At 74.4% G+C, this 26,788-nt stretch carries 23 protein-coding genes; 8 read left to right on the top strand and 15 right to left on the bottom strand.

The window, feature by feature from the left end; genetic code table 11:
* Nucleotides 1–60: 60 nt before the first annotated feature.
* From Pdca_RS06105 to Pdca_RS06095, 3 genes are all read right to left on the bottom strand, one after another.
* Complete coding sequence (locus Pdca_RS06105; protein ID WP_269462842.1) at nucleotides 61–2,145, bottom strand: ATP-dependent DNA helicase UvrD2; 2,085 nt, start codon at nucleotides 2,143–2,145, stop codon at nucleotides 61–63.
* Nucleotides 2,146–2,479: 334 nt separating this feature from the next.
* The gene (locus tag Pdca_RS06100; RefSeq protein WP_085911723.1) at nucleotides 2,480–2,830 is read right to left on the bottom strand and encodes a transcriptional regulator; all 351 of its coding nucleotides are present in this window, start codon (nucleotides 2,828–2,830) and stop codon (nucleotides 2,480–2,482) included.
* Complete coding sequence (locus Pdca_RS06095; RefSeq protein WP_085911722.1) at nucleotides 2,820–3,260, bottom strand: hypothetical protein; 441 nt, start codon at nucleotides 3,258–3,260, stop codon at nucleotides 2,820–2,822. Before Pdca_RS06095 ends, Pdca_RS06100 begins: the two co-directional genes overlap by 11 nt.
* A gap of 83 nt (nucleotides 3,261–3,343) precedes the next feature.
* On the opposite strand from Pdca_RS06095, the gene Pdca_RS06090 reads away from it, so the two are divergent.
* Entirely contained in the window at nucleotides 3,344–3,604 is a 261-nt protein-coding gene (locus Pdca_RS06090; RefSeq protein ID WP_269462841.1) for a mycoredoxin, read from the top strand.
* Nucleotides 3,605–3,667: 63 nt separating this feature from the next.
* On the opposite strand, the gene nudC is transcribed toward Pdca_RS06090, so the two are convergent.
* The 10 genes from nudC to Pdca_RS06040 form a co-directional block, all read right to left on the bottom strand.
* On the bottom strand, nucleotides 3,668–4,717 hold the full coding sequence (gene nudC, locus Pdca_RS06085) for an NAD(+) diphosphatase (RefSeq protein WP_085911720.1): 1,050 nt from the start codon (nucleotides 4,715–4,717) through the stop codon (nucleotides 3,668–3,670).
* Nucleotides 4,714–6,099, bottom strand: coding sequence for a M16 family metallopeptidase (locus Pdca_RS06080; protein ID WP_085911719.1), 1,386 nt, complete (start codon nucleotides 6,097–6,099; stop codon nucleotides 4,714–4,716). The genes nudC and Pdca_RS06080 overlap by 4 nt, the downstream gene beginning before the upstream one ends.
* A gap of 85 nt (nucleotides 6,100–6,184) precedes the next feature.
* Nucleotides 6,185–7,507, bottom strand: a complete 1,323-nt coding sequence (locus Pdca_RS06075; protein WP_232021436.1) for a M16 family metallopeptidase — start codon at nucleotides 7,505–7,507, stop codon at nucleotides 6,185–6,187.
* A 39-nt stretch (nucleotides 7,508–7,546) separates the two neighbouring features.
* A complete protein-coding gene (locus Pdca_RS06070; RefSeq protein ID WP_085911794.1) occupies nucleotides 7,547–8,797 on the bottom strand; it encodes an aldehyde dehydrogenase family protein in 1,251 nt (416 codons plus the stop codon).
* An 80-nt stretch (nucleotides 8,798–8,877) separates the two neighbouring features.
* A complete protein-coding gene (locus Pdca_RS06065; RefSeq protein WP_085911718.1) occupies nucleotides 8,878–9,660 on the bottom strand; it encodes a class F sortase in 783 nt (260 codons plus the stop codon).
* The gene (locus Pdca_RS06060; protein WP_085911717.1) at nucleotides 9,657–10,619 is read right to left on the bottom strand and encodes a DUF4142 domain-containing protein; all 963 of its coding nucleotides are present in this window, start codon (nucleotides 10,617–10,619) and stop codon (nucleotides 9,657–9,659) included. The genes Pdca_RS06065 and Pdca_RS06060 overlap by 4 nt, the downstream gene beginning before the upstream one ends.
* Before the next feature lie 103 nt (nucleotides 10,620–10,722).
* A complete protein-coding gene (locus tag Pdca_RS06055; RefSeq protein ID WP_085911716.1) occupies nucleotides 10,723–11,586 on the bottom strand; it encodes an exodeoxyribonuclease III in 864 nt (287 codons plus the stop codon).
* A 9-nt stretch (nucleotides 11,587–11,595) separates the two neighbouring features.
* Nucleotides 11,596–12,543, bottom strand: coding sequence for a transketolase family protein (locus tag Pdca_RS06050; protein ID WP_085911715.1), 948 nt, complete (start codon nucleotides 12,541–12,543; stop codon nucleotides 11,596–11,598).
* Entirely contained in the window at nucleotides 12,543–13,244 is a 702-nt protein-coding gene (locus Pdca_RS06045) for a thiamine pyrophosphate-dependent enzyme (RefSeq protein ID WP_085911793.1), read from the bottom strand. Before Pdca_RS06045 ends, Pdca_RS06050 begins: the two co-directional genes overlap by 1 nt.
* 46 nt (nucleotides 13,245–13,290) lie before the next feature.
* Complete coding sequence (locus tag Pdca_RS06040; RefSeq protein WP_232021631.1) at nucleotides 13,291–14,286, bottom strand: potassium channel family protein; 996 nt, start codon at nucleotides 14,284–14,286, stop codon at nucleotides 13,291–13,293.
* Between the two features lie 128 nt (nucleotides 14,287–14,414).
* On the opposite strand from Pdca_RS06040, the gene Pdca_RS36700 reads away from it, so the two are divergent.
* The 6 genes from Pdca_RS36700 (at nucleotide 14,415) to Pdca_RS06015 (ending at nucleotide 20,826) form a co-directional block, all read left to right on the top strand.
* Nucleotides 14,415–15,545 (top strand): sensor histidine kinase, encoded by a 1,131-nt coding sequence (locus tag Pdca_RS36700; RefSeq protein WP_232021434.1) that lies wholly within the window; start codon nucleotides 14,415–14,417, stop codon nucleotides 15,543–15,545.
* The gene (locus Pdca_RS06030; RefSeq protein ID WP_085911713.1) at nucleotides 15,542–16,384 is read left to right on the top strand and encodes a LytR/AlgR family response regulator transcription factor; all 843 of its coding nucleotides are present in this window, start codon (nucleotides 15,542–15,544) and stop codon (nucleotides 16,382–16,384) included. The genes Pdca_RS36700 and Pdca_RS06030 overlap by 4 nt, the downstream gene beginning before the upstream one ends.
* Nucleotides 16,381–16,971, top strand: coding sequence for a hypothetical protein (locus Pdca_RS35355; RefSeq protein WP_085911712.1), 591 nt, complete (start codon nucleotides 16,381–16,383; stop codon nucleotides 16,969–16,971). Before Pdca_RS06030 ends, Pdca_RS35355 begins: the two co-directional genes overlap by 4 nt.
* Nucleotides 16,968–18,635, top strand: coding sequence for a sodium/solute symporter (locus Pdca_RS06025; RefSeq protein WP_085911711.1), 1,668 nt, complete (start codon nucleotides 16,968–16,970; stop codon nucleotides 18,633–18,635). The genes Pdca_RS35355 and Pdca_RS06025 overlap by 4 nt, the downstream gene beginning before the upstream one ends.
* Before the next feature lie 188 nt (nucleotides 18,636–18,823).
* Nucleotides 18,824–19,177, top strand: coding sequence for a DUF485 domain-containing protein (locus Pdca_RS06020; RefSeq protein WP_085911710.1), 354 nt, complete (start codon nucleotides 18,824–18,826; stop codon nucleotides 19,175–19,177).
* The gene (locus Pdca_RS06015; RefSeq protein ID WP_232021433.1) at nucleotides 19,174–20,826 is read left to right on the top strand and encodes a solute symporter family protein; all 1,653 of its coding nucleotides are present in this window, start codon (nucleotides 19,174–19,176) and stop codon (nucleotides 20,824–20,826) included. Before Pdca_RS06020 ends, Pdca_RS06015 begins: the two co-directional genes overlap by 4 nt.
* A gap of 184 nt (nucleotides 20,827–21,010) precedes the next feature.
* Here Pdca_RS06015 and Pdca_RS06010 read toward each other — a convergent pair whose 3' ends face one another.
* Both Pdca_RS06010 and serS read right to left on the bottom strand, forming a co-directional pair.
* Nucleotides 21,011–24,394 carry an ATP-dependent helicase gene (locus Pdca_RS06010; protein WP_085911709.1) on the bottom strand — a complete coding sequence of 1,128 codons (3,384 nt, stop codon included), beginning with the start codon at nucleotides 24,392–24,394 and terminating at the stop codon, nucleotides 21,011–21,013.
* A 195-nt stretch (nucleotides 24,395–24,589) separates the two neighbouring features.
* On the bottom strand, nucleotides 24,590–25,843 hold the full coding sequence (gene serS / locus Pdca_RS06005; RefSeq protein WP_085911708.1) for a serine--tRNA ligase: 1,254 nt from the start codon (nucleotides 25,841–25,843) through the stop codon (nucleotides 24,590–24,592).
* 79 nt (nucleotides 25,844–25,922) lie between these two features.
* Here serS and Pdca_RS06000 point away from each other — a divergent pair, with 79 nt between their 5' ends.
* Nucleotides 25,923–26,762: an LLM class F420-dependent oxidoreductase gene (locus Pdca_RS06000; protein ID WP_085911707.1), complete on the top strand. Its 840-nt coding sequence runs from the start codon at nucleotides 25,923–25,925 to the stop codon at nucleotides 26,760–26,762.
* The last annotated feature ends 26 nt before the right edge of the window (nucleotides 26,763–26,788 follow it).

Below are 26,788 nucleotides of genomic sequence, written 5' to 3'. Positions count from 1 at the left end.
CAACCTGTTTTTCCGAACTCTCTCCGGAAGTTCACCGTGGACTGACCGAAGAGGGGTCCACTACCGCTCGGCGAGCAGGGTCAGCACGGCGTCGCCGTACCGGTCGAGCTTGGCTGCCCCGATCCCCGGGATGCCTACCAGCGCAGCGGGATCGGCCGGGCGCTGCTCGGCGATCGCGGTCAGCGTCGCGTCGGTGAGCACGACGAAGGCCGGCACGTCCTGCTGCTTGGCCTCACCGGCCCGCCATTGCTTGAGCCGGTCGAGCAGTTCGAGATCGACGTCGGACGGGCAGTCGTCGCAGCGCATCAGCTTGGTTGCGGTGCCACCGAACAGCGGGGTGCCGCAGACCCGGCAGCGGGGGCGCGGGCCGCCCGGGCGGCGCTCGCCCGCGACCCGCGACGCCGGGTGCGAGTCCGGGATCAGTCCGTAGAGGAACCGGGAGCGGCGTCGCTTCGACCCGCGCCCGGACGCCCGCGACAGCGACCAGGACATCGACAACACCCGCCGCGCGCGGGTGATCCCGACGTAGAAGAGCCTGCGCTCCTCCTCGATCGCCTGCTCGTCGTCGCCCGCGTGCCCGATCGGCAGCGTCCCGTCGGCGAGCCCGACCAGGAACACCGCATCCCACTCCAGACCCTTCGCGGCGTGCAGCGAGGCCAGCGTGACCCCCTGCACGACGGGTGCCTGCGCGGAGTCCGCGCGGGTGTCCAGTTCGGTGCACAGCCGGGCGAGATCGGCCGCCGGTTCGGCGGCGGCGAGCTCCTCGGCCACCCCGACCAGCGCGAGCAGCGACTCCCACTGGGCGCGCAGGGTGGCACCCTTCGGTGGCTCGTCGCTGAGCCCGGCTCGGGCACCGAGCACGGCGCGGGTCACGTCGACGAGATCGGTGCCGGGCCGCTGCTCGGGCGCCGCTCCGCGCAGCGCGATCATCGCCCGGCGGATCTCCGGGCGGGCGAAGAACCGCTCGCCGCCGCGCACCTGATAAGGCACCCCGGCGTCGGAGAGCGCCTGCTCGAACGCCTCGGACTGGGCGTTGATCCGGAACAGCACCGCGATCTCCGATGGCGGTGTCCCGTCGCGGAGCAGCGTGAGGATCCGGCCGGCGGCCGCGGCGGCCTCGGCAGGCTCGTCGTCGTGCTCGGAGAAGTCCGGGTCCGGGCCGGGCGGGAGTTGCCCGACCAGCTGGAGGCGGGATCCGGCCGGGCGGTGCCGGGCGGCACCGATCAGCTGGTTCGCGCAGGAGACGATCTGCGGGGTGGACCGGTAGTCGCGCTGCAGCCGGACGACGGCGGCGCCCGGGAAGCGGCGCGGGAACTCCAGCAGGTACCGCGGCGAGGCCCCGGCGAAGGTGTAGATCGTCTGGTTCGCGTCGCCGACGACGGTCAGATCGTCCCGGTCGCCGACCCAGGCGTCGAGCAGGCGCTGCTGCAGCGGGGTGACGTCCTGGTACTCGTCGACCACGAAGCAGCGGTAGCGGGACCGGAACTCCTCGGCGACCCCGGCGTGTTCCTCCAGCGCGACCGCGGTGTGCAGCAGCAGGTCGTCGAAGTCGAGCATCTGCGCGGAGTTCTTCAGCTCCTCGTAGCCCGCGTAGACCTGCGCGACCTGCTCGGCCGATCCGGGGACGTCGCGCTTGCGCCGGGCCGCCTCGGCCGGATAGTCGACCGGGGCGATCAGTGAGGACTTGGCCCACTCGATCTCCGAGGACAGGTCGCGCAGCGCGTCCGAGTCGGTGCCGGCCCGGGCCCGGGCGGCGGCCTGGCCGACCAGCCGGAACTTGCCGTCGAGCAGCGGCCACGGCTGCCCGCCGATCACCTGCGGCCAGAAGTAGCGCAGCTGGCGCAGCGCGGCGGCGTGGAAGGTGCGGGCCTGCACGCCCGGCGCGTCCAGCCCGCGCAGCCGGGTGCGCAGCTCCCCCGCCGCGCGCGCGGTGAAGGTGACGGCGAGGACCTGGCCGGCGGCGACGTGCCCCTGCGCGACCAGGTGCGCGATCCGGCGGGTGATCGTGCGGGTCTTGCCGGTGCCGGCACCCGCCAGTACACAGACCGGGCCGCGCGGCGCGGTGACCGCGGCCCGCTGCTCGGGGTCCAGCCCGTCTTCGCTCTGCGGGATCTGTCCGGCGCGGGCGGGGGTTCGGGACGGCACACCCTCATCCTGACACCCGGCCCCGACAGTCCCGCCGGACCCACCGGACTCCCTCCGACCGCTCGGGTTCGCACGGGTTCGGGCCGTCCGCACGGGATCGGATCCCGTGCGGGTGCTGCGAATCCGTGCGAACGGCCGGGACAGCGCGGCGCAGAGCGGCGCAAGGCGGGCGGGGCGGGGCCGCTCAGCACAGGGCGACGCTGCGCGGTGCAGGGCGGGCCGCATTGTGCACGGCGGCGCTGTCCCGGCCGGGGCCGTGCGGGCCGGCGCTGTGCGAGGCGGCGCTGTGCGAGGCGGCGCTGTGCGAGGCGGCGCTGTGCGAGGCGGCGCTGGGTCAGGACGCCGGATCGGGGTCGGTGATCGTGCCGGTGGCGATCCGGCGCAGTTCCTCGACGTGGGCGTCGAAGGCGGCCCGTCCGCTGCGGGTCTGTGCGATCCAGGTGAGCCTGCGGGCGTCGGACCGGGTCGCCGAGCGGGACTTCGTCGTGGTCGCGTACCCGGCGTCGACCAGGATCCTGAGGTGCTTCGAGAGGGTGGCGTCGGCGATGCCGAGGGTGTCCCGGAGCACCGCGAAGTCGATCTGCTCGACGTGCCGCAGGATGCCGCTGATCCGGAGCCGGACCGGGGCGTGGATGGTCTCGTCGAACCCGCGCTCGAGGCCGGGACCGGCCTGCTCAGTGCCCACGGCGCAGCTTCTCCCTGGTCAGCCGCTCGAATGCGACGTTGGCCCACCACACGACGCCGAAGCAGACGACCGCCGGGGCCACCGCCCACCACGGCGACAGCGACGCCACCAGGCCCAACGAGACGCTCAGCAGCAGCAGAACCGCGACGACGGTCAGGCCGCACACCGCCCAGGCCCGGCCCCCGACGGCGCGCGGCCGGATCCCGGTGAACCGCCGGTGCACCCACAGCAGCACCAGGACGACGACGGCCAGCCCCCACACGGACTGCACGCGGGCGGTCTCACCGAAGGCGGGCATCAGTACGTAGGCGGCCGCGACCAGGCCGAACGCGGCATGCAGCCAGGCCGGGGCGGCGATCCGGCCGGCGAGCGCGGAGCGGTCGGTCTCGAGATCCCGCAGCGCGTCGCGGGCGGCTGATTCGTTTTCCATACCGGAAACTGAATCATTTACCAGCACGGCAAGTCAAGTGGCTTGCCGGATCGGAAAGCGACATCGCCGGGAAGAAGCCCGGGGTGTACGCCGTTGTACCGGTCATGGCGGACCTGACCATGTACACGACCAGCTGGTGCGGCTTCTGTCGCAGGCTGAAGCTGCAGCTCGACGAGGCCGGCATCGGCTACCGGGAGATCGACATCGAGCGTGAACCCGACGCGGTCTCCTTCGTCGAGCAGGCCAACGGCGGGAACCGCACCGTCCCGACCGTCGTCTTCCCCGACGAGTCGGTCGCGACGAACCCCAGCTTCGCCGAGGTGAAGCAGCGTCTCGGCGTCTGAGACCAGGCACGGAGTGCGGCGGCGGCCCGGGCATCGGCCCGGGCCGCCGCCGTGCGTCCGGGGTCAGTCCCCGGCGGCGGCCCAGGACTCCAGCATCGTCCGGGCGATCGACACGGTGCCCGGCAGCATGACGACCGGATCGGTGTCGGGCTGCCCGGCGTCGCCGTCGCGGCTCCCCCAGTCTCCGCGGGCGAGTGCTGCTCGCAGCTGCGCACGGGTGATCCACAGCGCCTCGGCGATCTCGCCCTCCGCGAGACGCAGCGGGGCCTCCGGGTCGCCGATCGCGTGGAACCCGACCATCAGCGACCGCGGGAACGGCCACGCCTGGCTGCCCAGGTAGCGGACGTCGGTGACGTCGATCCCGACCTCCTCGGCGATCTCCCGCTGCACGCAGGCCTCCAGCGACTCACCGGACTCGACGAAACCGGCGAGCACCGAGTAACGGCCGACCGGCCAGACCGGCTGGCGGGCCAGCAGGACCCGGTCGGCACCGTCGTGCACCAGGCAGATGATCGCCGGATCGGTGCGCGGGTACTCCTCGTGGCCGTTCTCGCAGCGGCGGGCCCAGCCTGCGTTCTGCGGGCGGGTGCGGGTGCCGTCGACCGCGCAGAACCGGGCCCGCTCGTGCCAGTTCAGCGTCGCGACCGCGCCGGTGAGCAGCCCGGAGCCGAGCGGATCCAGGAACGCGCCGGCCGCCCGCAGGTCGGTCCACTCCCCCGGGCCGCCCGCGAACACGTCGCTGTCGGCGGTCTTGGCGGAGCCGACCCGCACCGCCCAGTACGGGACACCGTCGGCCTCGCCGAGCAGGACCGCCTCGGTGGGCGGCTCCGGGGCGACGTCGGAGCCCGCACGGGTACGGATCCGGCCGTCCCGGCCGGCGGCAGCATCCCAGGCGGCGGCGTCGCCCTCGCGGAACTCCCGGTCCGGGTCGGTCTGCCAGTCCACCGGGGTGCGCCCGGACTCGTCGACGACGACGACCCGGGCCTTCGGCCAGGAGTCGCGCACGTACTCCGGGTCCAGGCGCAGGTTCTCGTCGCGGACCAGCGCGTTGCGGGAGAGCACGGGCTGCTCGGTCAGTGTGAAGTCGCCCCGGGAGGCGGCGGCACCGCTCACGGCAGGCTCACCCCGCCCAGCGCCGCGAGCCGGGACCCGATCGCCTCGGCGTCGCCGACCACCACGCCGGTGAACCGGGCCGGCGCGAACAGCTCCGCGGCCGCCTCGGCGACCTGCTCGACGGTGACCGCCTCCAGCCGCTGCGGGCGATCCCGGAGCCAGTCGACACCGAGCCCGACAGCGTCCAGCGCGGACAGTGTCCCGGCCAGCGCGGACTGGCTGTCCAGCGAGATCAGCAGCGACCCGATCGCGTACCGGCGGGCCGACTCCACCTCCTGCTCGGTCGGCGGGACCGCGATCATCCGGCCGAGCTCGTAGCGGGTCTCGAGCAGCGCGGCGGCGGTGACGTCGGACGCGACGTCGACGTCGAGGCCCAGCACGGCCCCGCCGGGCACGAACTCCTGCCCGGAGTGCGCGCCGTAGGTGTAGCCCTTGTCCTCGCGCACGTTCTCCATCCAGCGCGAGGAGAAGTAGCCGCCGAACACCAGGTTGGCGAGCTGGAAAGCGGTGTAGCGCTCGTCGGTGCGGTCCAGGCCGGGTGCGGTGAGCCGGATCTGGGACTGCACCGAGCCGGGCCGGTGGACCAGCTCGAGATCGCCGGCCGAGGGCATCGGCGGCGCCGTCAACCGGCGCGCCGGGTGGTCGTCGGACCAGCCGCCGAGGCGGGCCGTGACCTCGGCGATCGCGGCCTGCGGGTCGATGTCGCCGACCAGCACCAGCCGGGCACCGCCGGGTACGACGGTGCCGGCGTGCAGCTCCCGGACCCGCTCGGGCGCGATCCCGGCGACCGCTGCCGCGGTCGGCATCTCGGAGACGATCGGATGGTCGCCGAACCGCCTGCGCATCAGCGCCTCACGGGCGACCGTGCGCGGCTGCGCCCTGGCGACCGCGATCCGCTCGGCGAGCCGGGACCGTTCGCGGAACACCTCGTCGTCGGGATGGGTGGCACCGGTGAGCACGTCGGCCAGCACGTCGAGCACGACCGGCAGCCCGGACGCCAGCGCGGAGCCGCCGACCTGCAGCCACTCCGGGTCGACGCCGACGCCCAGCTCGGCACCGACACCCGCCAGTTCGTCGTCGATCCCGACCCGGTCCCGCGAGGCGGTGCCGGTAAGCATGGTCTCGGCGACGAGCTCCATCCCGGCGGTCCAGCCGGCCTCCGCCGAGTCGGCGGGCGACGCCGCCGGGATCCGCAGCACGGTCTCGACCAGCGGCACCCCCGGACGGCGGGCGGCGATCACGGTCAGCCCGTTCGGGAGCGTCCCGGTCACCACCTCGGGCAGCGGCACCGGTGCGGTGCGGCCCAGCGCGGGCAGCTCGCGCGGGCCCCGCTCGGTGCGGCCGATCTCCTCGGCACTGCGGTGGGTGCGGACGGCGGTCACGCGGCGGCTCCCTCTCGGTGGTGGGTGGTGCTCCCGGCGGTCCCGGCTGGTGGATGCCCCGGCGGTCGGCCGCGGTGGTCGGTGCTCACTCGGCGACCCCCGGCGATGCCGGTTCGACGGTCAGCACCGCACGGCCCGCGTTGCGCAGCCGCGCGGCCGCGGCCGCCACGTCGGAGGTGGTGAGCGCGGCCAGCCGGGCGGGCAGCTCCAGGGCGAGCTCCGCTCGGCCGTAGAGCAGCTCCCGGGCGCCGAGCCCCAGCATCCGGAACATGACGCGGTCGTCCTCCCGGTGCAGCGCCGCGGTCCAGCGCGCGGACTGGCGGGCCAGCTCGTCGGTGTCCGGGCCCTGCTCGGCGAGCCGGTCGAGCTCCTCGTCGACGGCGGCCGTCACCCGGTCCGGCGAGACCTCGGCGGGATGCACGGCGGTGATCGTGAACGTGTCCGGGTCGCGGGCGTCGAACGGGCCGCCCATCAGGCCGTTGGACGCCGACACGTCGGTGACCGAGCCGTCCTGATGCACCAGGCGGCGCTGCAGCCGGGCGGCCTCGCCGTCGGTGAGGACGGAGGCCAGCATCGTGTGCGCGAGGTAGCCGCCGGGATCGGTGGTCGGATCCGGCACCCGGTAGCCGATGGCCAGCGCGGGCAGCGGGGCGTGCGCGTCGGTCACGCTCTGCCTGCGCTCGCTGCCGGGCACCGGCTCGGCGAACGAGGGGCGCTGCGGCACCGGGCGGGCCGGGATGTCGCCGAAGTGCCGCTCGACGAGTGCGAGCGTGCCCTCCACCCCGTGCTCGCCGAGATCGCCGTGCACGGTGACCAGCGCGTTCCCCGGGGCGTAGAAGGTGTCGAAGAAGGCTGCAGCGTCGTCGAGGCTCGCCTGCTCCAGCTCGGAGAAGTCGCCGTAGCCGTTGTGCGCGTTGGGGAACGAGTCGTAGAGGACCGGCGGCAGCAGGATCCACGGGAACCCGCCGTAGGGGCGGTTGTGGACGTTGAGCCGGATCTCCTCCTTCACCACGTCGACCTGGTTGCGCAGGTTCTCCTCGGTCAGCTTCGGTGCGCGCAGCCGGTCGGCCTCCAGGAACAGCGCCCGGTCCAGCGCGGCGCCGGGCAGCACCTCGAAGTAGTCGGTGTAGTCCTGGTGGGTGGAGCCGTTGAAGATCCCACCGGCGGACTGCACCTGGCGGAAGTGCTCCAGCTTCTCCAGGCTCTCGCTGCCCTGGAACATCAGGTGCTCGAACAGGTGCGCGAACCCGGTGCGCCCCTCCGGTTCGGAGCGGAACCCGACGTCGACGTGCACGGCGACGCCGACCGCCGGGGTCGCCGGATCCGGCACGACGAGCACCCGCAGACCGTTCGGGAGCGTGGCCCGGTGCAGCGGGAGCGTGGCGGCGGGCTGATCAGTCACGGACACACGGCGAGGCTAACCCGCTGCACCGACAGGATGGCGTCCTCAGGCGGGCGGCAGCACGACGAACTGGCGCAGCCCCAGGTCACGGTAGGTGACCGGGCCGCGCGGGCCGGGCGTGTGATCGACGTTGATCCCGGTCTCGGGCAGGCCGAGCAGCTTGTAGCCGTCGAGCAGCCGGGAGGTGGTGTTCCAGAACACCCCGGTGCCGGTGTAGCGGTCGATGAACCGCTGCGCGACGTCGGCGTCGGCGGCGCAGATGGTCGCCGCCAGTCCCGAGGTCTCCCGGGCTGCGGTGTCGGCGGCGTCGTCCGGGCCGTCGACGGGGGCGACGGTCACGTGCGCCTCGGCGCCGGAGTCCAGCGCCCACTCGTGGCCGAGCCGGTGCGTGTGCGGCGGCTCGGACAGCGTGATGCCGCGGGCGTCGAGGGCCGCCTTCGCGACCGGCAGCAGCGTGTCGTAGACCGGCCGGTCCACCAGCAGCAGGTTCAGCCGGTTGCAGACGCCGAGCCGGTCCGTCGAGTCGGTGACCAGCCGGGTGACCTCGTCGGCGGTCGCGGACGAGTCCAGGTAGAGCACGCCGCCACCGTCGGCGTGCGCGAGGACCCGGGTGCCCGCGGTCGCACCGAGCAGCGTCAGCCTGCGGGTGACCTCGCCGGACCCGCGCACCACGACCAGCGGCACCAGGTCCGGCAGACCGACCAGCGCCTCGGCGCCGGCGTGCCCGGGCAGCGGGACGAGCTGGACCGCATCGGCGGGCAGCCCGGCCTCGATCAGCGCCGGGCGCAGTACCTGCTCGACGAGCGCGGTGGCGCTGGCCAGCGCGGCCGAGCCGGTCCGCAGCACGGCCGCGCTGCGGGCCTTCAGCACCTGGGACGCGACGTCGAGGGTGACGTTCGGCCGGGCCTCGAACACGGCGCCGATGACGCCGACCGGGATCCGCCGCTCGAACACCCGCTCGCCGGTCTCCAGGGTCCGCACCGGCCACTCGGTCGGCGGCTCGGGGGTCGCGGCGAGCACCTCCAGCTGGGTGGCGATGCCGGCGAGGCGCTCCTCGTCGAGCCGGAGCCGGTCGAGCAGCCCGGCGGCCATTCCGTTGCGCTCCGCGGAGGCGACCTCGGCGGCGTTGACCTCGAGCAGTTCGACGGCCCGGTCCCGGATCCGCGCGGCGGCGGCCCGCAGCGCGTCGTCGATCCGGCCCTCCCCCGCGGCCCGCACGGCCGGGGCGGCGGCCCGGGCGCGCTGCGCGGCCTCTCGGACGGCGGCGAACTCCGGAGCCTCGGAGTCTCCGGACAGGGCGGCGTCGGTCGCGGTGGAGGTGCTCACGCAGGTCAGGGTAGGCGCTCGGCGGAGCGGGCCCGGAGCGGGACACCCGGTCAGGCGGGCACGGCGTAGACCACGATGTTCGACTCGTAGCTGCCGGCCGCGGGATCGAACGCTCCGCCGCAGGTGATCAGGACGAGCTGCGGGGGTCCGTCCCGGCGGAAGACCTCGCGGGGCAGGTCGTACTTGCCGTACTCGCGGCGGGCCGCCACCCGGAACGTCGCGGCCCGGCCGTCCGTACCGCGGACGACGACCGGTTCGCCGTCGGTGAGCTGTGGCAGCACCGCCAGTACGCCGACGCCCTGGGTACGCGAGTCGACGTGCCCGGCGAGCACCGCGCTGCCCGCCGCCCCGCCCGGCAGCACACCCGGTGCCCACCAGCCGACGTGCCGGACCTGCTCGGGGACGACCATTCCTCCATCGCGCCCGGTACCGACCGGCTCGACGGGGGCGCTGATCCCCCGCCCGGGGAGCTCCAGGGTCGCGGGCGACACCGGGCGGGGCGCCACGGCCGGGGCCGGGGACGCGGGCCGGGATCCGGGCTGGGACGGGGCCGCGCGTGGGTGCACCGCCGAGAGCAGCCACGGCGCGTCGGAGGTTGCCGGGCCGGGGCCGGACGGCGGTGCGGCGAGCACCGGCAGGACCGCCGCGGCGGGGACCAGCCGCAGCGGCGGCGCCGAGCCGGCCGGGACGTCGCCCAGCTCCTCGGCGGTGATCCGCGGTGCGTCACCGCCGGCGGCGAGCCCGGCGCCGGTACCCAGCAGCGCGGTGCCCAGGAGCAGCAGGGCTGCCGCTCCCCGGGCACCGCCGCGCGGGCGCCGGCGCCGCGGGCTCACGCGCGCGAGCGGCGCAGCCGGAGGGCGCCGGCCACCAGCAGGACCAGCCCGGCCCCGCCCAGCGCCACCGGCAGCGCGGAGTCGGACGCCGACGCGGCCTGGCCGCCGGTGCCGGCGTCGACCGCCGGGGCACCGCCCTGACCGGAGCCGGAACCGTTGGCAGATCCGTTGCCGTCAGCGGAGCCGGACCCGCTGCCGTTGCCGCTGCCGCTGCCGTTGCCGGCGGCGCCACTGCCACTGCCGCTGCCGCTGCCACTGCCGCTGCCGTCGCCGGAGCCGCCGCCCGCGGTGCCGTCCGGACCGGATCCCGAGCCGTCACCGGCCTGGCCACCGGCGTCCGGACCGGCCGCCTGGCCGTCCGCACCGTCGCCGGAGCCCGCTCCGTCGCCGCCGGGGGTCGCCGCGCCCGCGGCCGCCGCGGCCTCGTCCAGCTGCGTCTTCAGCTCCCCCAGGTTGGTCAGCTGGGCACGGGCCTGGTCGATCTGCTCCTGTGGGAGCCCCGGCACGTTCAGCAGGCCCTGCGCCTGCTCGTTCAGCTGCCCGACCTGCTCCTGGGCGGCCTGCAGCCAGCCCTGGTCGAACTGCTCGCCGGTCCGGGCCGACAGGTCGTCGACCTGGGCCTGGATCTCGGGCGAGACCTGGTCGGGCAGCGAGACGCCGATGCCGGACGCGAGCCCGCGCAGCCGCTCGTTGAGCTGCTGGCCCTCCTGCTGAACCTGCGGTGCCAGGTCCTTCACCTGCTCACCGACGCCCTGCTCCAGGCCGATGCCGCCGAGCGCGGCGAGCCCGAGTGCCTTCTGGTGCGCGTCGCCGAACGCCTGCCGCGGGTCCCCGACACCGGGCACCTCCGGCAGCTCGGTCGGGATCGACGGTGTCTCGCCGCCGCAGGCGGTGAGTCCGACGAGCGCGAACGCGGCGACGGACGCGCCGACGGTGCGACCGATGCGGTTCTGGTTCATGGTCTTCCCCCGAGAGTAGCGATCCACATGCGGTGGGCTATCAGCGTTACTCCGAACGTTGCAAGACGAACCACACCTTGTCGCACGGGGCCTCGGTGAGTGGCTACTTCTTTCGGACCAGTGGCGCCGGGGACGAGGGCGGCGGCACCATCGGGCCGACGTCACCGTCCGGGGCCTCGTCGAGATCGACGAGCACCGGCGCGTGGTCGCTGGGCAGCTTGCCCTTGCGGGCCTTGCGGTCCACCCAGGCGGCCGCCCGTCGACCCGCCGGGCCGTCACCGGCCAGCACCAGGTCGATCCGCATGCCCTGGTCCTGATGGAACCGGCCGGCCCGGTAGTCCCAGTAGCTGAAGACCCGCTCGTCGGGCCAGCGGTCCCGCACGACGTCGTGCAACCCGGTGGCCTGCAGCGCGGCGAGCGCGGCCCGCTCGTCCGGGGTGACGTGGGTGGCGCCGTCGAACGCCGGGCGATCCCACACGTCGTCGTCGGTGGGGGCGATGTTCATGTCCCCGGCCACGACGGTCGTCGCCGGATCACCGGCGACGACCAGCTCGCGCAGCGCGTCCAGCCAGCGCAGCTTGTAGCCGTAGTGCGGGTCGTCCGGGGTGCGCCCGTTCGGCACGTACACCGAGGTCACCCGCAGCCCGCCGCAGGTCGCGGTGACGGCGCGCGCGTCCGTCCCGGTGCGCCCGCCCTCGGCGAACACCGGCTCGCCGGGCAGCCCCCGCACGACGTCGTCGAGCCCGACCCGGGACAGCAGCGCGACGCCGTTCCACCGGCCCTCACCGTGGTGCGCGACGGCGTAGCCGCGCGCGGCGAGCTCGTCGTCGAAGAGGGCGGCGAAGTCGTCGTCGGAGAGCTTGGTCTCCTGCAGGCAGACGACGTCCGGTGCCCGCTCGTCCAGCCAGGGCAGCAGGCGGGGCAGCCGGGACTTCGCCGAGTTCACGTTCCAGGTGGCGAGGCGCACCCCGCGACCCTACGAGAGGAACGCGGCGACCGATCGGCGGATCCCCGGCACGTCCAGCCCGTGCGCGCGGTCGTGCTCGGCCGGGGTGCCGTAGCGGCGCAGCTCGGCCCGTCCGACACCGAGGCCGAGCACCCGGTGCCGGATCCCGGCCAGCGCATCGGACACCTGGGGCACCGAGGTGCCCGCCAGGTAGGGCTCGACCAGCACGACGTCCGGCTCGGTCAGCGTCGCGACCAGCGTGTGCGCGTCGAACGGCCGGACGGTCGCCGCGTACAGGACCGTCACGTCGAGATCCGCGACCGCCGTCAGGACCCGGTCGGCGAGCGGGCCGACCGCGACGACCGTCCCCCGGGTCCCGCGCCGCAGCACCGTCATCTCCGGCCCCGTGCCCAGCGGCCGCGCGTTGGACGCCCCGGAGAGCCGGACGTACACCCGGTCGTCGACGGGCAGCGCCGCGCGGATCAGTGTCTCGGCCTCGTCGGCGTGCCCGGGGACGTGCACCGTCCAGCCGTCCAGGGTGTCGAGCAGCCCCACGTCCCGGGAGCCGAAGTGGGTCTCGCCCGCTCCCGCCATGTCGTAGGACGCGCCCGCCGAGACCAGCACCGCACCGGCGTCCTGGTGCCCGAGGTCGAGCTTGAGCTGCTCGTACGGACGCTCGACGAGGAACGGCGCGAAGGTGTGCACGATCGGTCGCAGCCCGGTCAGCGCGAGCCCGCCGGCGGCCGAGACGAGCAGCTGCTCGCGGATCCCGAGGTTCAGCACCCGGTCCGCGACCGACGGCGGCAGGTCGACGTATCCGGCGCCGATGTCGGCGAGCAGTGCGACCGCCCGCGGGTCGTCGGCGAGCAGCTCGGGGAGCAGGCGATAGAAGCGTTCCCGCTGGTCGGCGGGGCGCTGCGGGTCGGTGAGCAGAGCAGAGGCGGCAGTGGTGACAGGGGCAGCAGTGGCGGCAGACATCAGCGGGTCTCCTTCGGCTCGACGCGGGCGACGACGGCCAGCGGACGGCCGGGGTGCGGGACGGTGAAGGCGCGATACAGCGCGTCGTGGTCGCGGCCGTCGACGTCGACGGTGGCCCAGTCCTCGACGGCGAACCGCGCGGCGATCCCGCCGGGCCAGCCGTGGGTCGCCGACGAGTTGTCGATCACGACCGCGGTCAGCCCGTCCAGACCGGCCCGGCCGGCGTACTGGACGGCCTCGGCGTTCGACCCCTCGTCGAGCTCGGCGTCGCCGACCAGTACGACGGTGCGGGCGGTGCGAGCGGTGAGCCGCAGCCCGAGCGCCGTGCCGACCGCGAGGCCGAGTCCGTGCCCCAGCGAGCCGGAGGAGATCTCCACACCCGGCACCAGGGTCCGGTCCGGGTGATGCCCCAGCGGTGAGTCGAACCGGGCGAAACCGGACAGTTCGGCCGGGTCCAGGAAGCCCTTCGCGGCGAGCACCGCGTAGAGCGCCATCGGACCGTGCCCCTTGGACACCAGGAACCGGTCGCGGTCCGGGTCCGCCACGAGGGACGGGCCGACGCGCAGCACCCGGTCGTGGAGCACCCAGAGCACGTCGAGGGTGGACAGCGAGGCGGGATCGTGTTTCTCGTCGCCGGTCATCCGGGCCAGTAACCCGGGAAGGGCGTCGTACCCGGCGGTGGTCGTCGTTCCGATACTCATGCCGACCACCCTGCGACCTGAAGTTGAGTTCAGGTCAAGTACCCGCTCAGTCGTCCGGTGGCGTCGCCTTGCGCACGTAGAGCAGCTGGTCGCCGCGCTCCAGGGCGTCGACCGACGGCGAGTCGACCCGGTACAGCTGCTCGCCCCGCACCACGCCCAGCACGATGTCGGGCAGGTGCCGGGGCGAGCCGCCCACCTCGGCGGGCTCCACCTGACGCTGGGTGATGGCGAACCCGGCGTCCGGGGTCAGCAGGTCCTCCACCACCTCGACGACGGCCGGGGACCGGGTCGCGACGCCCAGCAGCCGGCCCGCCGTCTCGTCCGAGACGATCACCGAGCTCGCCCCGGACTGGCGCAGCAGGTGCACGTTCTCCGCCTCCCGGACGGCCGCCACGATCGAGATCGACCGGGACAGCTCGCGGGCCGTCAGCGTGACCATCACCGCGGTGTCGTCCCGGTCCAGCGCGACCACCAGCGTCGTCGCCAGCTGCACCCCGGCGATCCGCAGCACCGCCGACCGGGTCGCGTTGCCGGACACCGTCACCAGCCCCAGCCCGGACGCGACGTCGAGACGCGCCCGGTCGGTGTCCACCACCACGATCTTCTCCGGTTCGACGCCGTCGCCCAGCAGCGTCTCGACCGCGGCCCGGCCCTTCGTTCCGTAGCCGACGACGACGGTGTGGTCGCGCACGCGGGACCTCCAGCGCTGGATCCGGAAGGACTGCCGGGAGCGCTCGGTGAGCAGCTCGACGGTCGTCCCGACGAGGACGATCAGGAACAGCAGTCGCAGTGGGGTGATCACGGCGATGTTCACGGCGCGGGCGGTCGGGGTGACCGGGACGATGTCGCCGTAGCCGGTCGTCGAGAGCGACACCGTGGCGTAGTACAGCGCGTCCATCATCGAGATGTCGCCCGCGCCGTTGTTGTCGAGGTACCCGTCGCGCCCGAGGTAGACGATCAGCGTCGTCGCGCCGAGCGCGAACAGCGCGACCAGCAACCGGGTCACCAGGGCGCGGACCGGGCCCGAGCGGGCGTCCGGCATCCGCAGCGCGCCCTCGACCTGCGGATCGAGGGCTGCGAGGCGGGATGAGCCGATCACGTGGCGAAGGCTAGCCCCCGGGGGCGGCCACGGGCGCCGCGCGGGGCCGCGCCGCACCCTATTCTGACCGGGTGCCGGCCGAGGGGGACTCCGAACGCGGCGGACGCGCGTCCGGCGGCCGCACCGGGCTGCGACCCCGGTTCGCCGATCGTTTCCGTACCGCGCCGGCCCGCGAGTCCGCGCAGCCCGACCTCACCGAGGTGCTGGAGACCGGCGTCGCCGTCGCCACCGGGCTCCGCTCCCCGGCCGGCTCGCCGGAGGCGGTCGACGCGTTGCGCCGGCTCGCCGGGCTCTGCGGGGCGGAGGCCGCCGGCCTGCTGGTCCCCGGGCAGCAGGAGAGCTGGTGGGGCCCCGGCCGCGACGACGGCATCGCGCTCGGCCTGCGGGCACGCACCGGCGGCCGCCGGCTGTCCGAGGGTGACCTGCTCGCGTTGCCGGTGCCGGTCGGCCCGGATCCCGCCGCGCCCGATCCGGTGCTGGTGCTCGCCGGTGCCGTCGGGATGCCGGCGGCCCGGCGCGCCGCCGGCTTCGTCGCCGACGCCCTCGAGCGCGCGGCGCTGGACGCCGGCGCCGCGGCCGCCGAGGCGGCCCGCCTGCGGGAGCTGCGCGCTCAGATCTCGCCGCACTTCGTCTACAACGCGCTGACCACGATCGCCTCGTTCGTCCGCTCGGACCCGGCCAGGGCCCGGGACCTGCTGGAGACCTTCGCCGAGTTCATCCGGCACTCGCTCGCCGCCCGCGGCGACTACACCCCGCTGGCCGACGAGTTCCGCTCCGTCGAGGCCTACCTGACGCTGGCCCGCGCGGTGCTCGGCGAGCGCCTGCGGGTACAGGTACGGGTGGCGCCGGAGGTGTTGCCGGTGCCGGTGCCGGTGCTCGCGCTGCAGCCGCTGGTGGAGAACGCGGTGCAGCACGGCGTCGAGCGAACCCCCGACGGAGGACTGGTGCAGGTCAGCGGCGAGGCGGAGGGCGATGTCTGCGTGATCGCGGTCGAGGACGACGGCCCGGGCATGAATCCCGAGCACGCCCGCGACGTGCTGGCGGGCACCGCGGAAGGCGCCGGGCTCGCGCTGGTCAACGTCGACCGGCGGTTGCGCGCCGTCTACGGGCCCGAGCACGGGCTGGTGATCGAGACGGCGCCCGGCGCGGGCACCCGCATCGTGCTGCGCATCCCACGGTTCCAGCCGGGGGTGGTCGCATGACCGACCGGCTCCGGGTGCTGGCCGTCGACGACGTCGCACCGGCCCTCGACGAGATCTGCGCGCTGCTGGCCGACGCCCCGGACGTCGGGCACGTCGCCCGGGCCGGGGACGCGGTCGAGGCGCTGCGCATGATCCCGGCCGGGTCGTTCGACGCGGTACTGCTCGACATCACGATGCCCGGCATGGACGGACTGGAGCTGGGCGGTGTGCTCGCCGCGATGGCGAGCCCGCCGGAGATCGTGTTCGTGACGGCGTTCGAGGAGCACGCGGTCGCCGCCTACGGCCTCGGCGCGGTCGACTATCTGCTCAAGCCGGTCGGCGCGGACCGGCTCGCGGACGCGCTGGAACGGGTGCACCGGGCCCGCGCGGGCCGGACCGCGAGCATCTCGTCGCCCGCCCCGCCCGACGGTGCGGGCCCGCCGCTCCCCCGGGTCGACGAGCTCGCCGTGCTGCCCGTCGAGCTGGGCGGGCGCACCCGGTACGTCCGCCGGGAGGACGTCCGGTTCGTCGAGGCACACGGCGACTACGTGCGCCTGCACATCCCCGGCGGCTCGCACCTGGTCCGGATCCCGCTGTCCCGCCTGGAGGAGCACTGGGACGCGCACCGCTTCGTCCGCGTGCACCGCAGCTTCCTGCTCCATCTCCCGGCGGTGCTGGAGCTGCGCAGCGACGCCGGCGGGGGACTGCTCGCGCACACCGACGCCGGGGACGTGCCGGTCAGCCGCCGGCACGCCCGTGAGCTGCGCGACCAGCTGATGGCGGCGGCCACCTCCGGGGCGCTCGACCCGCAGGCCACGGGTACCGGGGACGACGACGGCGAGGGCCGAGGGCCGCGATGAACCGTCCGCGCCGGGTCGCCGTGACCGCGCCGCCGGAGCCCGGCCTGCGGTCCCGCCCGGTGCCCTCCCGGCCGGTGCCGGAGACGCTGCTCGATCCGGCCCGCGCCGAGCTCGCCCGCAGCACCCGCCGCGCCCAGGTGCGCCGGGCCGTGCTCACGCTCGTGTGCGGCGGGCTGCTGCTGCTCGGCGTCCCGGTCCTGCTGCGGCTGGCCCCCGGCCTGTCCGAGTGGCGGGTGGCCGGGCTGCCGCTCGGCTGGATCGTCGTCGCCTGGGTCCCGTACCCGCTGCTGGCACTGCTGGCGTGGTGGCATCTGCGCGGGGCCGAACGGGCCGAGCGGTCCGGTGGCGACCGGATCGCCGTCATCGAGGCCGGGTCCCCGGACGGAGCCGACCCCGATGGGGCCGTCCCGGACCACTCGGTTGCTCGGCCGGCCACCGGGCTGCTGCCCGCGCCGGGGAGCGCCGACCTGCCGGACGACGCCGCACAGGGCCGTAACCCGGACAGCAGTGCCTCGGCCGGCAGCGAGCCGGATGCGACCGACACGACCGTCCAACCGGCCGCCGACCACCGGGCACCGTCCACGTGACCGTCGCCGCTGTCGTCACGCTGCTGGTCGTCACGGTCCTGATCGGTGCCCGTGGGGTCGCCGCGATGCGGACCACCTCCGACTTCCTGGTCGCCTCCCGGCGCACCTCGCCGATGCTCAACGCGGCCGCCGTGTCCGGCGAGTACCTGTCGGCGGCGTCGTTCCTCGGTGTGGCCGGGCTCGTCATCAAGGAGGGCACCGGCGCGCTCTGGTATCCGGTCGGGTTCACCGCCGGCTACCTGCTGATGCTCGCCCTGGTCGCGGCACCGATGCGCCGGACGGGGGCGCTCACCGTGCCCGGGTTCGCCGAGGCCCGGCTGGGCTCGCGGTCGCTGCGCCGGTTCTGCGCGGTGGTCGTCGTGGTGATCGGGGTGCTCTACCTGGTCCCGCAGATCGTCGCCGCCGGCCAGCTGCTCACCCTGGTGTCCGGCGTCGACTACTGGGTGGGCGTGGTGGTGTCCGGGCTGGCGGTGGGCATCACGCTGGCGCTCGGCGGGATGCGGGCCGCCACCTACGTCCAGGCGTTCCAGTTCGCGCTGAAGCTGCTGCTCTTCGCCGGGCCGGCGATCTGGCTGCTGCTGCTCGCCGGGCCGCAGCTGCGCGCCGACATGGCCGCGCCGCCGGAGTTCACCCACTTCTCCCAGCAGACCCCCGTCGACTTCCGGCTGGACACCGACCTGGTGGTCACCGAGCCGACCCTGGTCGCCGTCGACGGCGTACCCACCCGGCTGGCCCCGGGGCCCCACGAGGCGCTCGCCGACCAGGTCTGGACGTTCCCGGCCGGTGCCGCGGTGCCCGAGCTCGGCGGCGACCGGGCGTCGCTGCCGGTGCCCGGCGGGTCGGACTGGGCCCTCCCGCTGCTCGGGACCGGCGACGCGGCGCCGCTGCTCGCGACCTGGTCGGTGCTGGTCGCCACGGCACTCGGGACGATGGGGCTGCCGCACATCATCGTCCGTTTCCACACCAGCCCGGACGGCCGCGGTGCACGCCGGACGGCCGCGATCACGGTCGCGATGCTCGGCTCGTTCTACCTGTTCCCGATCGTCTACGGCCTGCTCGGAACGGTGCTGACGCCGGAGCTGTATCTGTCCCAGGGAACCGACACGGCGATCGTCACGCTGCCCGGGCGGGTCACCGACGGCAGCACCGCAGCGGTGCTCACCGCTCTGCTCACCGCCGGCGCGTTCGCCGCCTTCCTCGCCACCTCACTGGGGCTGCTGCTGGCCCTGTCCGGCGCCCTCGCGCACGACCTCATGCCGTCCGGCCTGCGCCGGCTGCGGCTCACCGCCCTGGCCGCATCGGCAGCCGTCGTCCCGGCGGCACTGCTGATGGTCCGGATCGACGTCAGCGCCGCCGTGACCTCGGCTTTCACCGTCGCTGCGTCCACCTTCTGCCCACTGCTCGTGCTCGGACTGTGGTGGAAGGGGTTGACGGCGCGCGGGGCGTACGCCGGAATGGTCACCGGGCTCGTGTCCTCGGTGGGTGCGATGGCGCTGAGCGCCCTGCTCGGGCTGGAGGGCACGGCGGGCATGCTGCTCGCCCAGCCGGCCCTGCTCTCGGTGCCGCTCGCGTTCATCGTGATGATCACGATTTCATGGACCAACGCTGTCCCCGCGTGGGCTGAGGATACGATGCTGCGGCTCCATCTGGCCGATCGCGAGTAGTCCGACCGCACACTCCCCCATCCATGTCAAGACCGCTGGTCGAGTTCTCCCGCGCCCGATCGTCCGGTCGTCCGCCGTTTGCATCACGGTCCGGGCGAGAGCGACATCCGGGGTTCCGCCCCCGCCCGTAAAGCCCTTTCCTGGTGCGCAGTCCGTGGCCGCGCGCGGATTTATGCAAGGAGGCATACGTGAGTACGACCGAGTCCGACGAACAGTCCGGCGGAACACCACCGCCTGATCCCGACTGGGCGGCCGTGCAGGCCAGCCCCGACTTCCAGGAGCTGCGCAAGCGGCTCCGTGGCTTCGTCTTCCCGGTCACGGCCGGGTTCCTGGCCTGGTACCTGCTGTACGTCCTGCTGGCGAGCTTCGCGCCCGACTTCATGGCGATCCCGGTGCTGGGCAACATCAACCTGGGCCTGATCCTCGGCCTGCTGCAGTTCTTGTCGACGTTCGCGATCACCGTGGCCTACATCCGTTTCGCGGACCGCAAGCTCGATCCGCTGTCGTCGAAGATCCGTGACGAGATCGAGGGGGCGAAGTGAGCGGCGCGAACGCGGTACTGGCACAGGACGGGGGGGCCGCAGCCAGCCCGATCCTGAACATCTCGATCTTCCTCGTGTTCGTCATCGGCACGCTGGGGATCGTCTTCTACGTCAACAGCCGGCACGCGAAGAAGACCGCGGCCGACTTCTACACTGCGGGTGGCGGCTTCTCCGGCACCCAGAACGGCTTCGCGATCGCGGGTGACTACCTGTCCGCGGCATCGTTCCTCGGCATCGCCGGCGCGATCGCGATCAACGGTTACGACGGCTTCCTCTACTCGGTCGGTTTCCTCGTCGCCTGGCTGGTGGCGCTGCTGCTGGTCGCCGAGCTGCTGCGCAACACCGGCCGGTTCACGATGGGTGACGTGCTGGCGTTCCGGATGCGGCAGCGTCCGGTCCGGGCGGCCGCGGCCACCTCGACGCTGGCCGTGTCGTTCTTCTACCTGCTGGCCCAGATGGCCGGTGCCGGCGCGCTGGTCTCGCTGCTGCTCGGGGTGTCCGGCACCTTCGCGCAGGGCGCGGTGATCGCCGTCGTCGGTGTCGTGATGATCGCCTACGTGCTGATCGGCGGGATGCGCGGCACCACCTGGGTCCAGATGATCAAGGCGGTGCTGCTCATCGCCGGCACCCTGGTCATGACGATCTGGGCGCTGGCGCTGTTCGGCTTCAACTTCTCCGCACTGCTCGGCGCGGCCGTCGACGCCAACCCCGAGGCCGGCGCGGGCCTGCTCTCACCGGGCCTGCAGTACGGCGCAACCACCCTGTCGAAGATCGACTTCATCTCGCTCGGCCTCGCCCTGGTGCTCGGCACCGCGGGTCTGCCGCACGTGCTGATGCGCTTCTACACGGTGCCGACCGCCAAGGAGGCCCGTAAGTCCGTCGAGTGGGCGATCTGGCTGATCGGCCTGTTCTACCTGTTCACCCTGGTCATCGGCTACGCCGCCGGTGCCCTGGTGGGCCCGGAGACGATCCTCGACGCACCCGGCCGGGTCAACTCCGCCGCCCCGCTGCTCGCCTTCGAGCTCGGTGGGCCGATCCTGCTGGGCGTGATCGCCGCGGTCGCCTTCGCGACGATCCTCGCGGTCGTCGCCGGTCTGACGATCACCGCGTCGGCCTCGTTCGCGCACGACGTCTACATCAACGTGATCAAGCGCGGCAAGGTCGAGGACACCGAGGCCACCCAGGTCAAGGTGGCCCGCCGGACCGCGATCGTGATCGGTGTCGTCGCGATCCTGGGCGGCATCCTCGCCCGCAACCAGAACGTGGCGTTCCTCGTGGCGCTCGCGTTCGCGGTGGCGGCGACGGCGAACCTGCCGACGATCCTCTACTCGCTGTTCTGGAAGCGCTTCAACACCACCGGTGCGCTGTTCTCGATCTACGGCGGTCTGTCCGTCACGCTGCTGCTGATCGTGTTCTCGCCGGTGGTCTCCGGGCGCGGGCCGGACGCTCCGACCCCGTCGATCTTCCCGAACGCGGACTTCATGCTGTTCCCGCTGTCCAACCCGGGGCTGGTGTCGATCCCGGCGTCGTTCCTGCTGGGTGCCATCGGTACCTACGTCGGGCAGAAGCGGCACGACGGCAGCAAGTACGCCGAGATGGAGGTCCGGTCGCTGACCGGAGTCGGCATCGCGAAGGCGAGCTCGCACTAGCGAGACGATCCACCGCGCGCGTCACGCGAGCCCGCGTCCCGGAATCCCGGGGCGCGGGCTCGTGGCTGTTCGGGCCGGGTCCGCGCGGCACCGCGCCCCGCACCGGCAGCGGCGCCGGGCCCAGCCGCGGCACCAGCACCAGCAGCGGCTCCGGCTCCGGCTCCGGCTCCGGCTCCGGCGAGGCTCAGGCCGCGGGGACCCCGGCGACCAGTGCGTGCAACCGCTCGGCGTCGAGCAGGTCCGCGGGGCGCAGGGTCACCCCGTCGCGGACGTAGTGGAAGGCCGCCCGCACCCGGTCCGCGGGGACCTCCCGCAGCGCCGCCCACGCCAGCCGGTACGCGGCCAGCTGCACCCCGACCGCATGCTCCCGGTCCGGCCCGGGCGGGCTGCCGGTCTTCCAGTCGACGACCGTCCAGCCGCCGTCGGGATCGGCGAACACCGCGTCCATCCGGCCGCGCACGGCGACCCCGGCCAGGACGGTCTCGAACGCCACCTCGACGTCGAACGGCTTGCGGTCGGCCCACTCCGACGCCTCGAAGGCGGCCTGCAGCTCGGCCAGCTCCACCGCGTCGGATTCCGAGCCGGCGCTCTCGTCGGCGGCGCCGGGCAGCTCGTCGAGATCGAGCAGCCGCTCCGCACCGAACCGCTGCTCCAGCCAGGCGTGGAACGCGGTGCCCCGCCGGGCGTACGGGTTGGGCGGCAGCGGGACCGGCCGGCGCAGCCGGACCGCGAACGCATCCGGATCGTCGGCCAGCTCGACCAGCCGGCTCACCGAGAGCCGCCCGGGCAGCGCGACGATGGGCCGCTCGGCCGCCGCGGCGCGCTCGGCGAGCAGCACGTCGACGTCGGCGGCCCAGCCCTCCGGGTCGCCCTCGGCGTCGACGACCGCCGGGCCGGTCTCCGGCCCCGGCTCCTGGGCGGCCGGCACCTCCAGCAGCGTGAGCTGGTCGGCGGGCGCCCGGCGGGGGCGCCGGGCGCGGCGGGACCGGGCCCGCAGCGCCTCCCGGACCAGGTCGGCACCGGACCGGACGTCGTCGCTCCGGTCCCCGAACGGGTCCGGCGGCCACTGCGCCGTCCGTTCCACGCCGAGCGCCGGGTTGCCGGTGTCCGCCTCCGGGGGCGGCGCCCAGTTCTCCAGCACGCCGACCTCGGTGCCGCCGGGCCCCTCCAGGATCTCGGCCACCTCGCTCAGGAAGACCGACGGCTCCTTCGGCCGCTCCCCGGTCGCCGGCCAGCGGTGCCCCGAGACGAGCAGGGTGCGCTCGGCGCGAGTGAGTGCGACATAGAACAGCCTGCGTTCCTCCGCGAGGCGACGCTCGTCGAGTGCCTCGTCGTGCGCGTCGAGCGCCTGCTCGACCTGCTTGCGGTCGGCGCCCGCCGGTGGCAGCTCGAAGCCGGGCAGGTCGTCGGCGTCGCCGCGCAGCGGTACCGGCAGATCGGACGGGTCCTTGAGCCAGCTCCCGGACATCTTGCGGCCCGGGAAGACCTGCGCCACCAGGTGCGGGACGGCGACGACCTCCCACTCCAGCCCCTTCGCCGCGTGCACCGTGAGGATCTGCACCCGGTCCGGGGCGACCTCGACCTCGCCGGGCGTCAGGCCCTCCTCGGCCTGCTCGGCGGTCTCCAGGTAGTCGAGCAGCGCGTCCAGCGACGGCACGTCGGCCCCGGCCGCGAAGTCGGCGACCACGTCGGCGAACGCGTCCAGATGTGCCCGGCCGGTCGGCCCTGGCCGGGAGGTGGTCTCGACGTCGAGCAGCAGGGTCCGCTCGACGTCGGCGACCAGATCGGTGAGCGGCGCGGCGGCCCGGGCCCGCAGATGGGACAGCTCGCGGCCGATCCGGCGGATCCGGTCGAAGCCGGCCGGCGAGTAGCGCTCCGGCCCTCCCGGATCGTCCAGCGCGTCGACCAGCCCGGCCTGCTCGGCCTGGTCGCCGGGGAGCGCACCGAGCGCCAGCTCGGCCGCGGTGAGCGGGCCGGACCGGGCCGGGCGGCCGGGTACGAGCTCGCGGGCGCGCTGCCACAGTGCCGCCAGGTCGGCGATGCCCAGCCGCCAGCGCGGGCCGGTGAGCAGCCGCACCGCCGACGGGCCGGCCAGCGGGTCGGACACCACCCGCAGCGCGGAGACCAGGTCCCGGACCTCCGGTGTGGACAGCAGCCCGCCCAGGCCGACGACCTCGACCGGGACCCGGCGGTCACGCAGCGCCGCGGCCAGCGCGTCCATGTCGGAGCGGCGGCGGACCAGCACCGCCGCGGTCGGCGGGGTACCGGTGCCCTCCTCCCCCGCCGCGGCATGCCAGCGCGTGGCGATGCCGTCGGCCACCCAGGTGATCTCGGCGGCGACGTCGGGCAGCAGTGCGGCCCGCACGTCACCCGGGCCTGCTCCGTCGAGCGGCCGCAGCTCACCGACCCGGACCGCGCCCGGCGCCCGGCGCAGCGGTTCGGACACCCGGTTCGCCAGCACCAGCACCTCGGCCGGGTTGCGGAAGCTGGTGAGCAGGCCGTGCACCGGTGCCGGGTCGCCGTGCCCGGCCGGGAAGTCGGTGCGGAACCGGTTGAGGTTCCCGGCGCTCGCCCCGCGCCAGCCGTAGATCGACTGGCAGGGGTCGCCGACCGCGGTGACCGACCGGTGCCCGGCCGTCGCCGGATCCGGCGCGAGCCCCGGCGGCACCCCGAACAGCGAGCGCAGCAGCACCCGCTGGGCGTGCCCGGTGTCCTGGTACTCGTCGAGCAGGACGGCCCGGAACTGGTCGCGCTCGATCCGGCCGACCTCCGGATCGGCCTCGGCGATCCGGGCGGCGAGCGCCATCTGGTCGGAGAAGTCCATCGCCTGCTCGGCCTGCTTGCGGCGGGCGAACTCCGCCACCAGTGGCAGCAGCTCGCAGCGCATCCGCTGCCCGGCGATCCGCGCCTTGTACCCGGCGGACGGCTCGGCGCGCTGCCGCTTGCCGGGCGGCGCGTGCTCCAGCACCGGCAGGATCCGCCGCGCGAGGCGCTCCACCTCGGCCGGCTCGACCAGGTGCTCGCCGAGCTCACCGGCCAGCGACAGCAGGTACCCGGTGACGGTCGCCGGGACCCGGTCGATCTCCAGGTCGGCCGCCCAGGTGGACACGACCCGGTGCGCGAGCTGCCAGGTCGCGGTCGGGCTGAGCAGCCGGTTCGCCGGTTCGGCAGGCAGCCGCAGCGCGTGCTCGCCGACCAGCCGTCCGGCGTAGGCGTGATATGTGGACACGGTCGGCTCGCCGGCCAGCAGCGCCGCGCGCCGGGAGCCACCCGGATCGAGATCGTCGAGCAGCCGGGAACCGGCGAGGCGGCGGAGCCGGGACCGGACCCGGGTGCCGAGCTGCTGCGCGGCCTTGCGGGTGAAGGTCAGGCCCAGGACCTGCTCGGGCAGCACCCGGCCGGTGGCGACCAGCCACACCACCCGGGCCGCCATCGTCTCGGTCTTCCCGGCGCCCGCCCCGGCCACGACCAGTGCGGGGCCCGCCGGAGCGGCGATGACCGCGGCCTGCTCCTCGGTCGGCGGGTGCAGACCGAGCGCGGTGGCGAGCTCGACCGGGGACGGATCCATGCCCCGAGTTCTACCGGGCACCCCCGACAGCTCCGCACTCCGCCCACACGGCGGCCCACCGGGACCGCGGGGAGCTGTGCCGACGGCTGCACCGCGCCGCTCGGCTCGGCGACGCCGGTCGGTTCAGCTGTGCCGCTCGGTTCAGCCGTACCGCTCGGTCCGGCCGTGCCGGTCGGTCCAGCCGTGCCGCTCGGCTCAGCCCGCGGGCGGGGTGCCGACGGTGGCGGGGGCGCCGTGCCGCTGCAGGACCTCCGGGACGGCGACGGTGCCGTTCGCGTCCTGGAAGTTCTCCATGACCGCGAGCATCGCCCGGGCGGTGGCCCCGGTGCCGTTCAGGGTGTGCAGCGTCTCGGTCGGCGCACCGGCCTCGCGGCGGAACCGGGTGTTCAGCCGTCGTGCCTGGTAGTCGGTGGTGTTCGAACAGGAGGTGATCTCCCGGTAGCGCTGCTGCACCGGGAACCAGGCCTCGATGTCGTACTTCTTGGCGGCCGGGTTGCCGAGGTCGCCGACCGAGATGTTCTGCACCCGGTAGGGCAGGCCCAGTTCCTGCACGATCGACTCCTCGTACGCGAGGAGCTGCTCGTGCACGTCCTGGGACTGTTCGGGCAGGCAGTAGACGAACATCTCGACCTTGTCGAACTGGTGGACCCGGAACATGCCCTTGGTGTCCTTGCCCGCGGCGCCGGCCTCACGCCGGAAGTTCGTCGAGAACGCGACGTAGCGGGCGGGCAGGTCGCCGAGGTCGAGGATCTCGTCCATGTGGATCCCGGCCAGCGCCACCTCGGAGGTGCCGGTGAGATAGAGGTCGTCGCGCTCGAGCCGGTAGAGGTTCGACTCCTCGGTGGGCAGGAACCCGGTGCCGTACATCGCCCGCTCGTTCGCGAGGACCGGCCCGAGCACCGGCACGAAGCCCTCGCCGACGATCTTGTCGAGGACGAACCGGAACAGCGCCATCTCCAGCCGGGCGACATCGCCGAACCGGTAGGCGAACCGCGAGCCCGACAGCCGGGCGCCGCGGGCCATGTCGACCCGGCCGGTCGACGAGGCCAGGTCGAGGTGGTCGCGCGGCTCGAAGTCGAACGACGGCGGCTCGCCCCAGGTGCGGACGGTGACCGCGTCCTCCTCGGCCATCCCGTCGGCGGCCGTCGGGTCCGGCAGGTTCGGGATCCGGGCGAGCAGCGCGGTGCGCTCGGCGTCGGACGCGGTGAGGTCCTCCTCCGCCGCGCGCAGCTCCTCCTTCTCCTTCTTGAACTGCTCGACCTGCTCAGGGGTGGGCTTGCCCTTCGGCCGCTGCTTCTGCGCCGCGCGCAGGCCACCGACGTGGTCGGTCAACTCCCGCCAGCGGACGTCGACCGCGAGGAGGGCATCGAAGTCCGCGGACGCGCCGCGACGGGACAGTGCCGCGCGGAACCGGTCCGGGTCCTGTCGGGCCGCCTTCAGGTCGATCACTGCACGTCCAGCCTCTCGAGTCGGGAGTCGTCATCCTAGAGCGGGGAATGATCGGGCCCGCGCGGTGGTAGACCTGAGCATGACTGTCTCTCCCGGCCGGTACGGCGTATGGCGGCACGCGACGGGTCTCACCCCGGGGCTCGCCCGTGAGATCGAGTCCCTCGGGTTCGGCGCGGTGTGGATCGGCGGCTCCCCGCCGGGGGACCTGCAGCTCGCCGAGGATCTGCTGGACGCCACCGGATCGCTGGTGGTCGCGACCGGGATCGTGAACATGTGGACGACGCCCGCGGACGAGGTCGCGCCGTCGTACCACCGGATCGCGGCGAAGCACCCCGACCGGTTCCTGCTCGGCGTCGGGATCGGGCATCCGGAGGCCACCGGCGACTACACCCGCCCGTACGCGACGATCGTCGAGTACCTGGACCGGCTCGACGAGCTGGCGGTCCCGGCCGCCGGTCGCGCGCTCGCCGCGCTCGGCCCGAAGGTGCTCGACCTGTCCCGGGACCGGACCGCGGGCGCCCACCCCTATCTGACGACGCCCGAGCACACCCGGTCCGCGCGGGAGCGGCTCGGCGACGACGTGCTGCTGGCCCCGGAGCACAAGGTCGTCCTGGACACCGATCCCGGATCGGCCCGGGCACTCGGCAGGCCCGCGGTCCACCGGCCGTACCTGGGCCTGCGGAACTACCGGGCGAACCTGCTCCGGCTCGGCTGGACCGAGGCCGAACTGGACGACGGCGGCAGCGACGCCCTGATCGACGCGCTGGTCGCGCACGGAACCCCCGAGCAGGTCGCGGCCCGGCTGGACGAGCACCTCGCCGCCGGGGCCGACCACGTCTGCGCGCAGCTGATCACCCCCGGGATGACGGCCCCGGAGCCGGGCCTGCGACGGCTCGCGTCGGCACTCGGGATCGGCTGAGCCGAGAGCCGGCAGTCCGGCGGGCC

This window comes from Pseudonocardia autotrophica (assembly GCF_003945385.1).
Lineage (GTDB): Bacteria > Actinomycetota > Actinomycetes > Mycobacteriales > Pseudonocardiaceae > Pseudonocardia > Pseudonocardia autotrophica.
The sequence above is the reverse complement of the archived record's forward strand: the minus strand, read 5'-3'. Positions and strand labels throughout refer to the sequence as shown.

What these genes read in the sequence shown, in the direction of transcription:
- Pdca_RS06050 (WP_085911715.1), bottom strand. Translation starts at nt 12,543, where the DNA reads ATGTCTGCCGCCACTGCTGCCCCTGTCACCACTGCCGCCTCTGCTCTG.
- Pdca_RS06010 (WP_085911709.1), bottom strand. Translation starts at nt 24,394, where the DNA reads ATGGATCCGTCCCCGGTCGAGCTCGCCACCGCGCTCGGTCTGCACCCG.
- Pdca_RS06040 (WP_232021631.1), bottom strand. Translation starts at nt 14,286, where the DNA reads ATGCCGGACGCCCGCTCGGGCCCGGTCCGCGCCCTGGTGACCCGGTTG.
- Pdca_RS06045 (WP_085911793.1), bottom strand. Translation starts at nt 13,244, where the DNA reads ATGAGTATCGGAACGACGACCACCGCCGGGTACGACGCCCTTCCCGGG.
- Pdca_RS06000 (WP_085911707.1), top strand. Translation starts at nt 25,923, where the DNA reads ATGACTGTCTCTCCCGGCCGGTACGGCGTATGGCGGCACGCGACGGGT.
- Pdca_RS06030 (WP_085911713.1), top strand. Translation starts at nt 15,542, where the DNA reads ATGACCGACCGGCTCCGGGTGCTGGCCGTCGACGACGTCGCACCGGCC.
- Pdca_RS06060 (WP_085911717.1), bottom strand. Translation starts at nt 10,619, where the DNA reads ATGAACCAGAACCGCATCGGTCGCACCGTCGGCGCGTCCGTCGCCGCG.
- Pdca_RS35355 (WP_085911712.1), top strand. Translation starts at nt 16,381, where the DNA reads ATGAACCGTCCGCGCCGGGTCGCCGTGACCGCGCCGCCGGAGCCCGGC.
- Pdca_RS06095 (WP_085911722.1), bottom strand. Translation starts at nt 3,260, where the DNA reads ATGGAAAACGAATCAGCCGCCCGCGACGCGCTGCGGGATCTCGAGACC.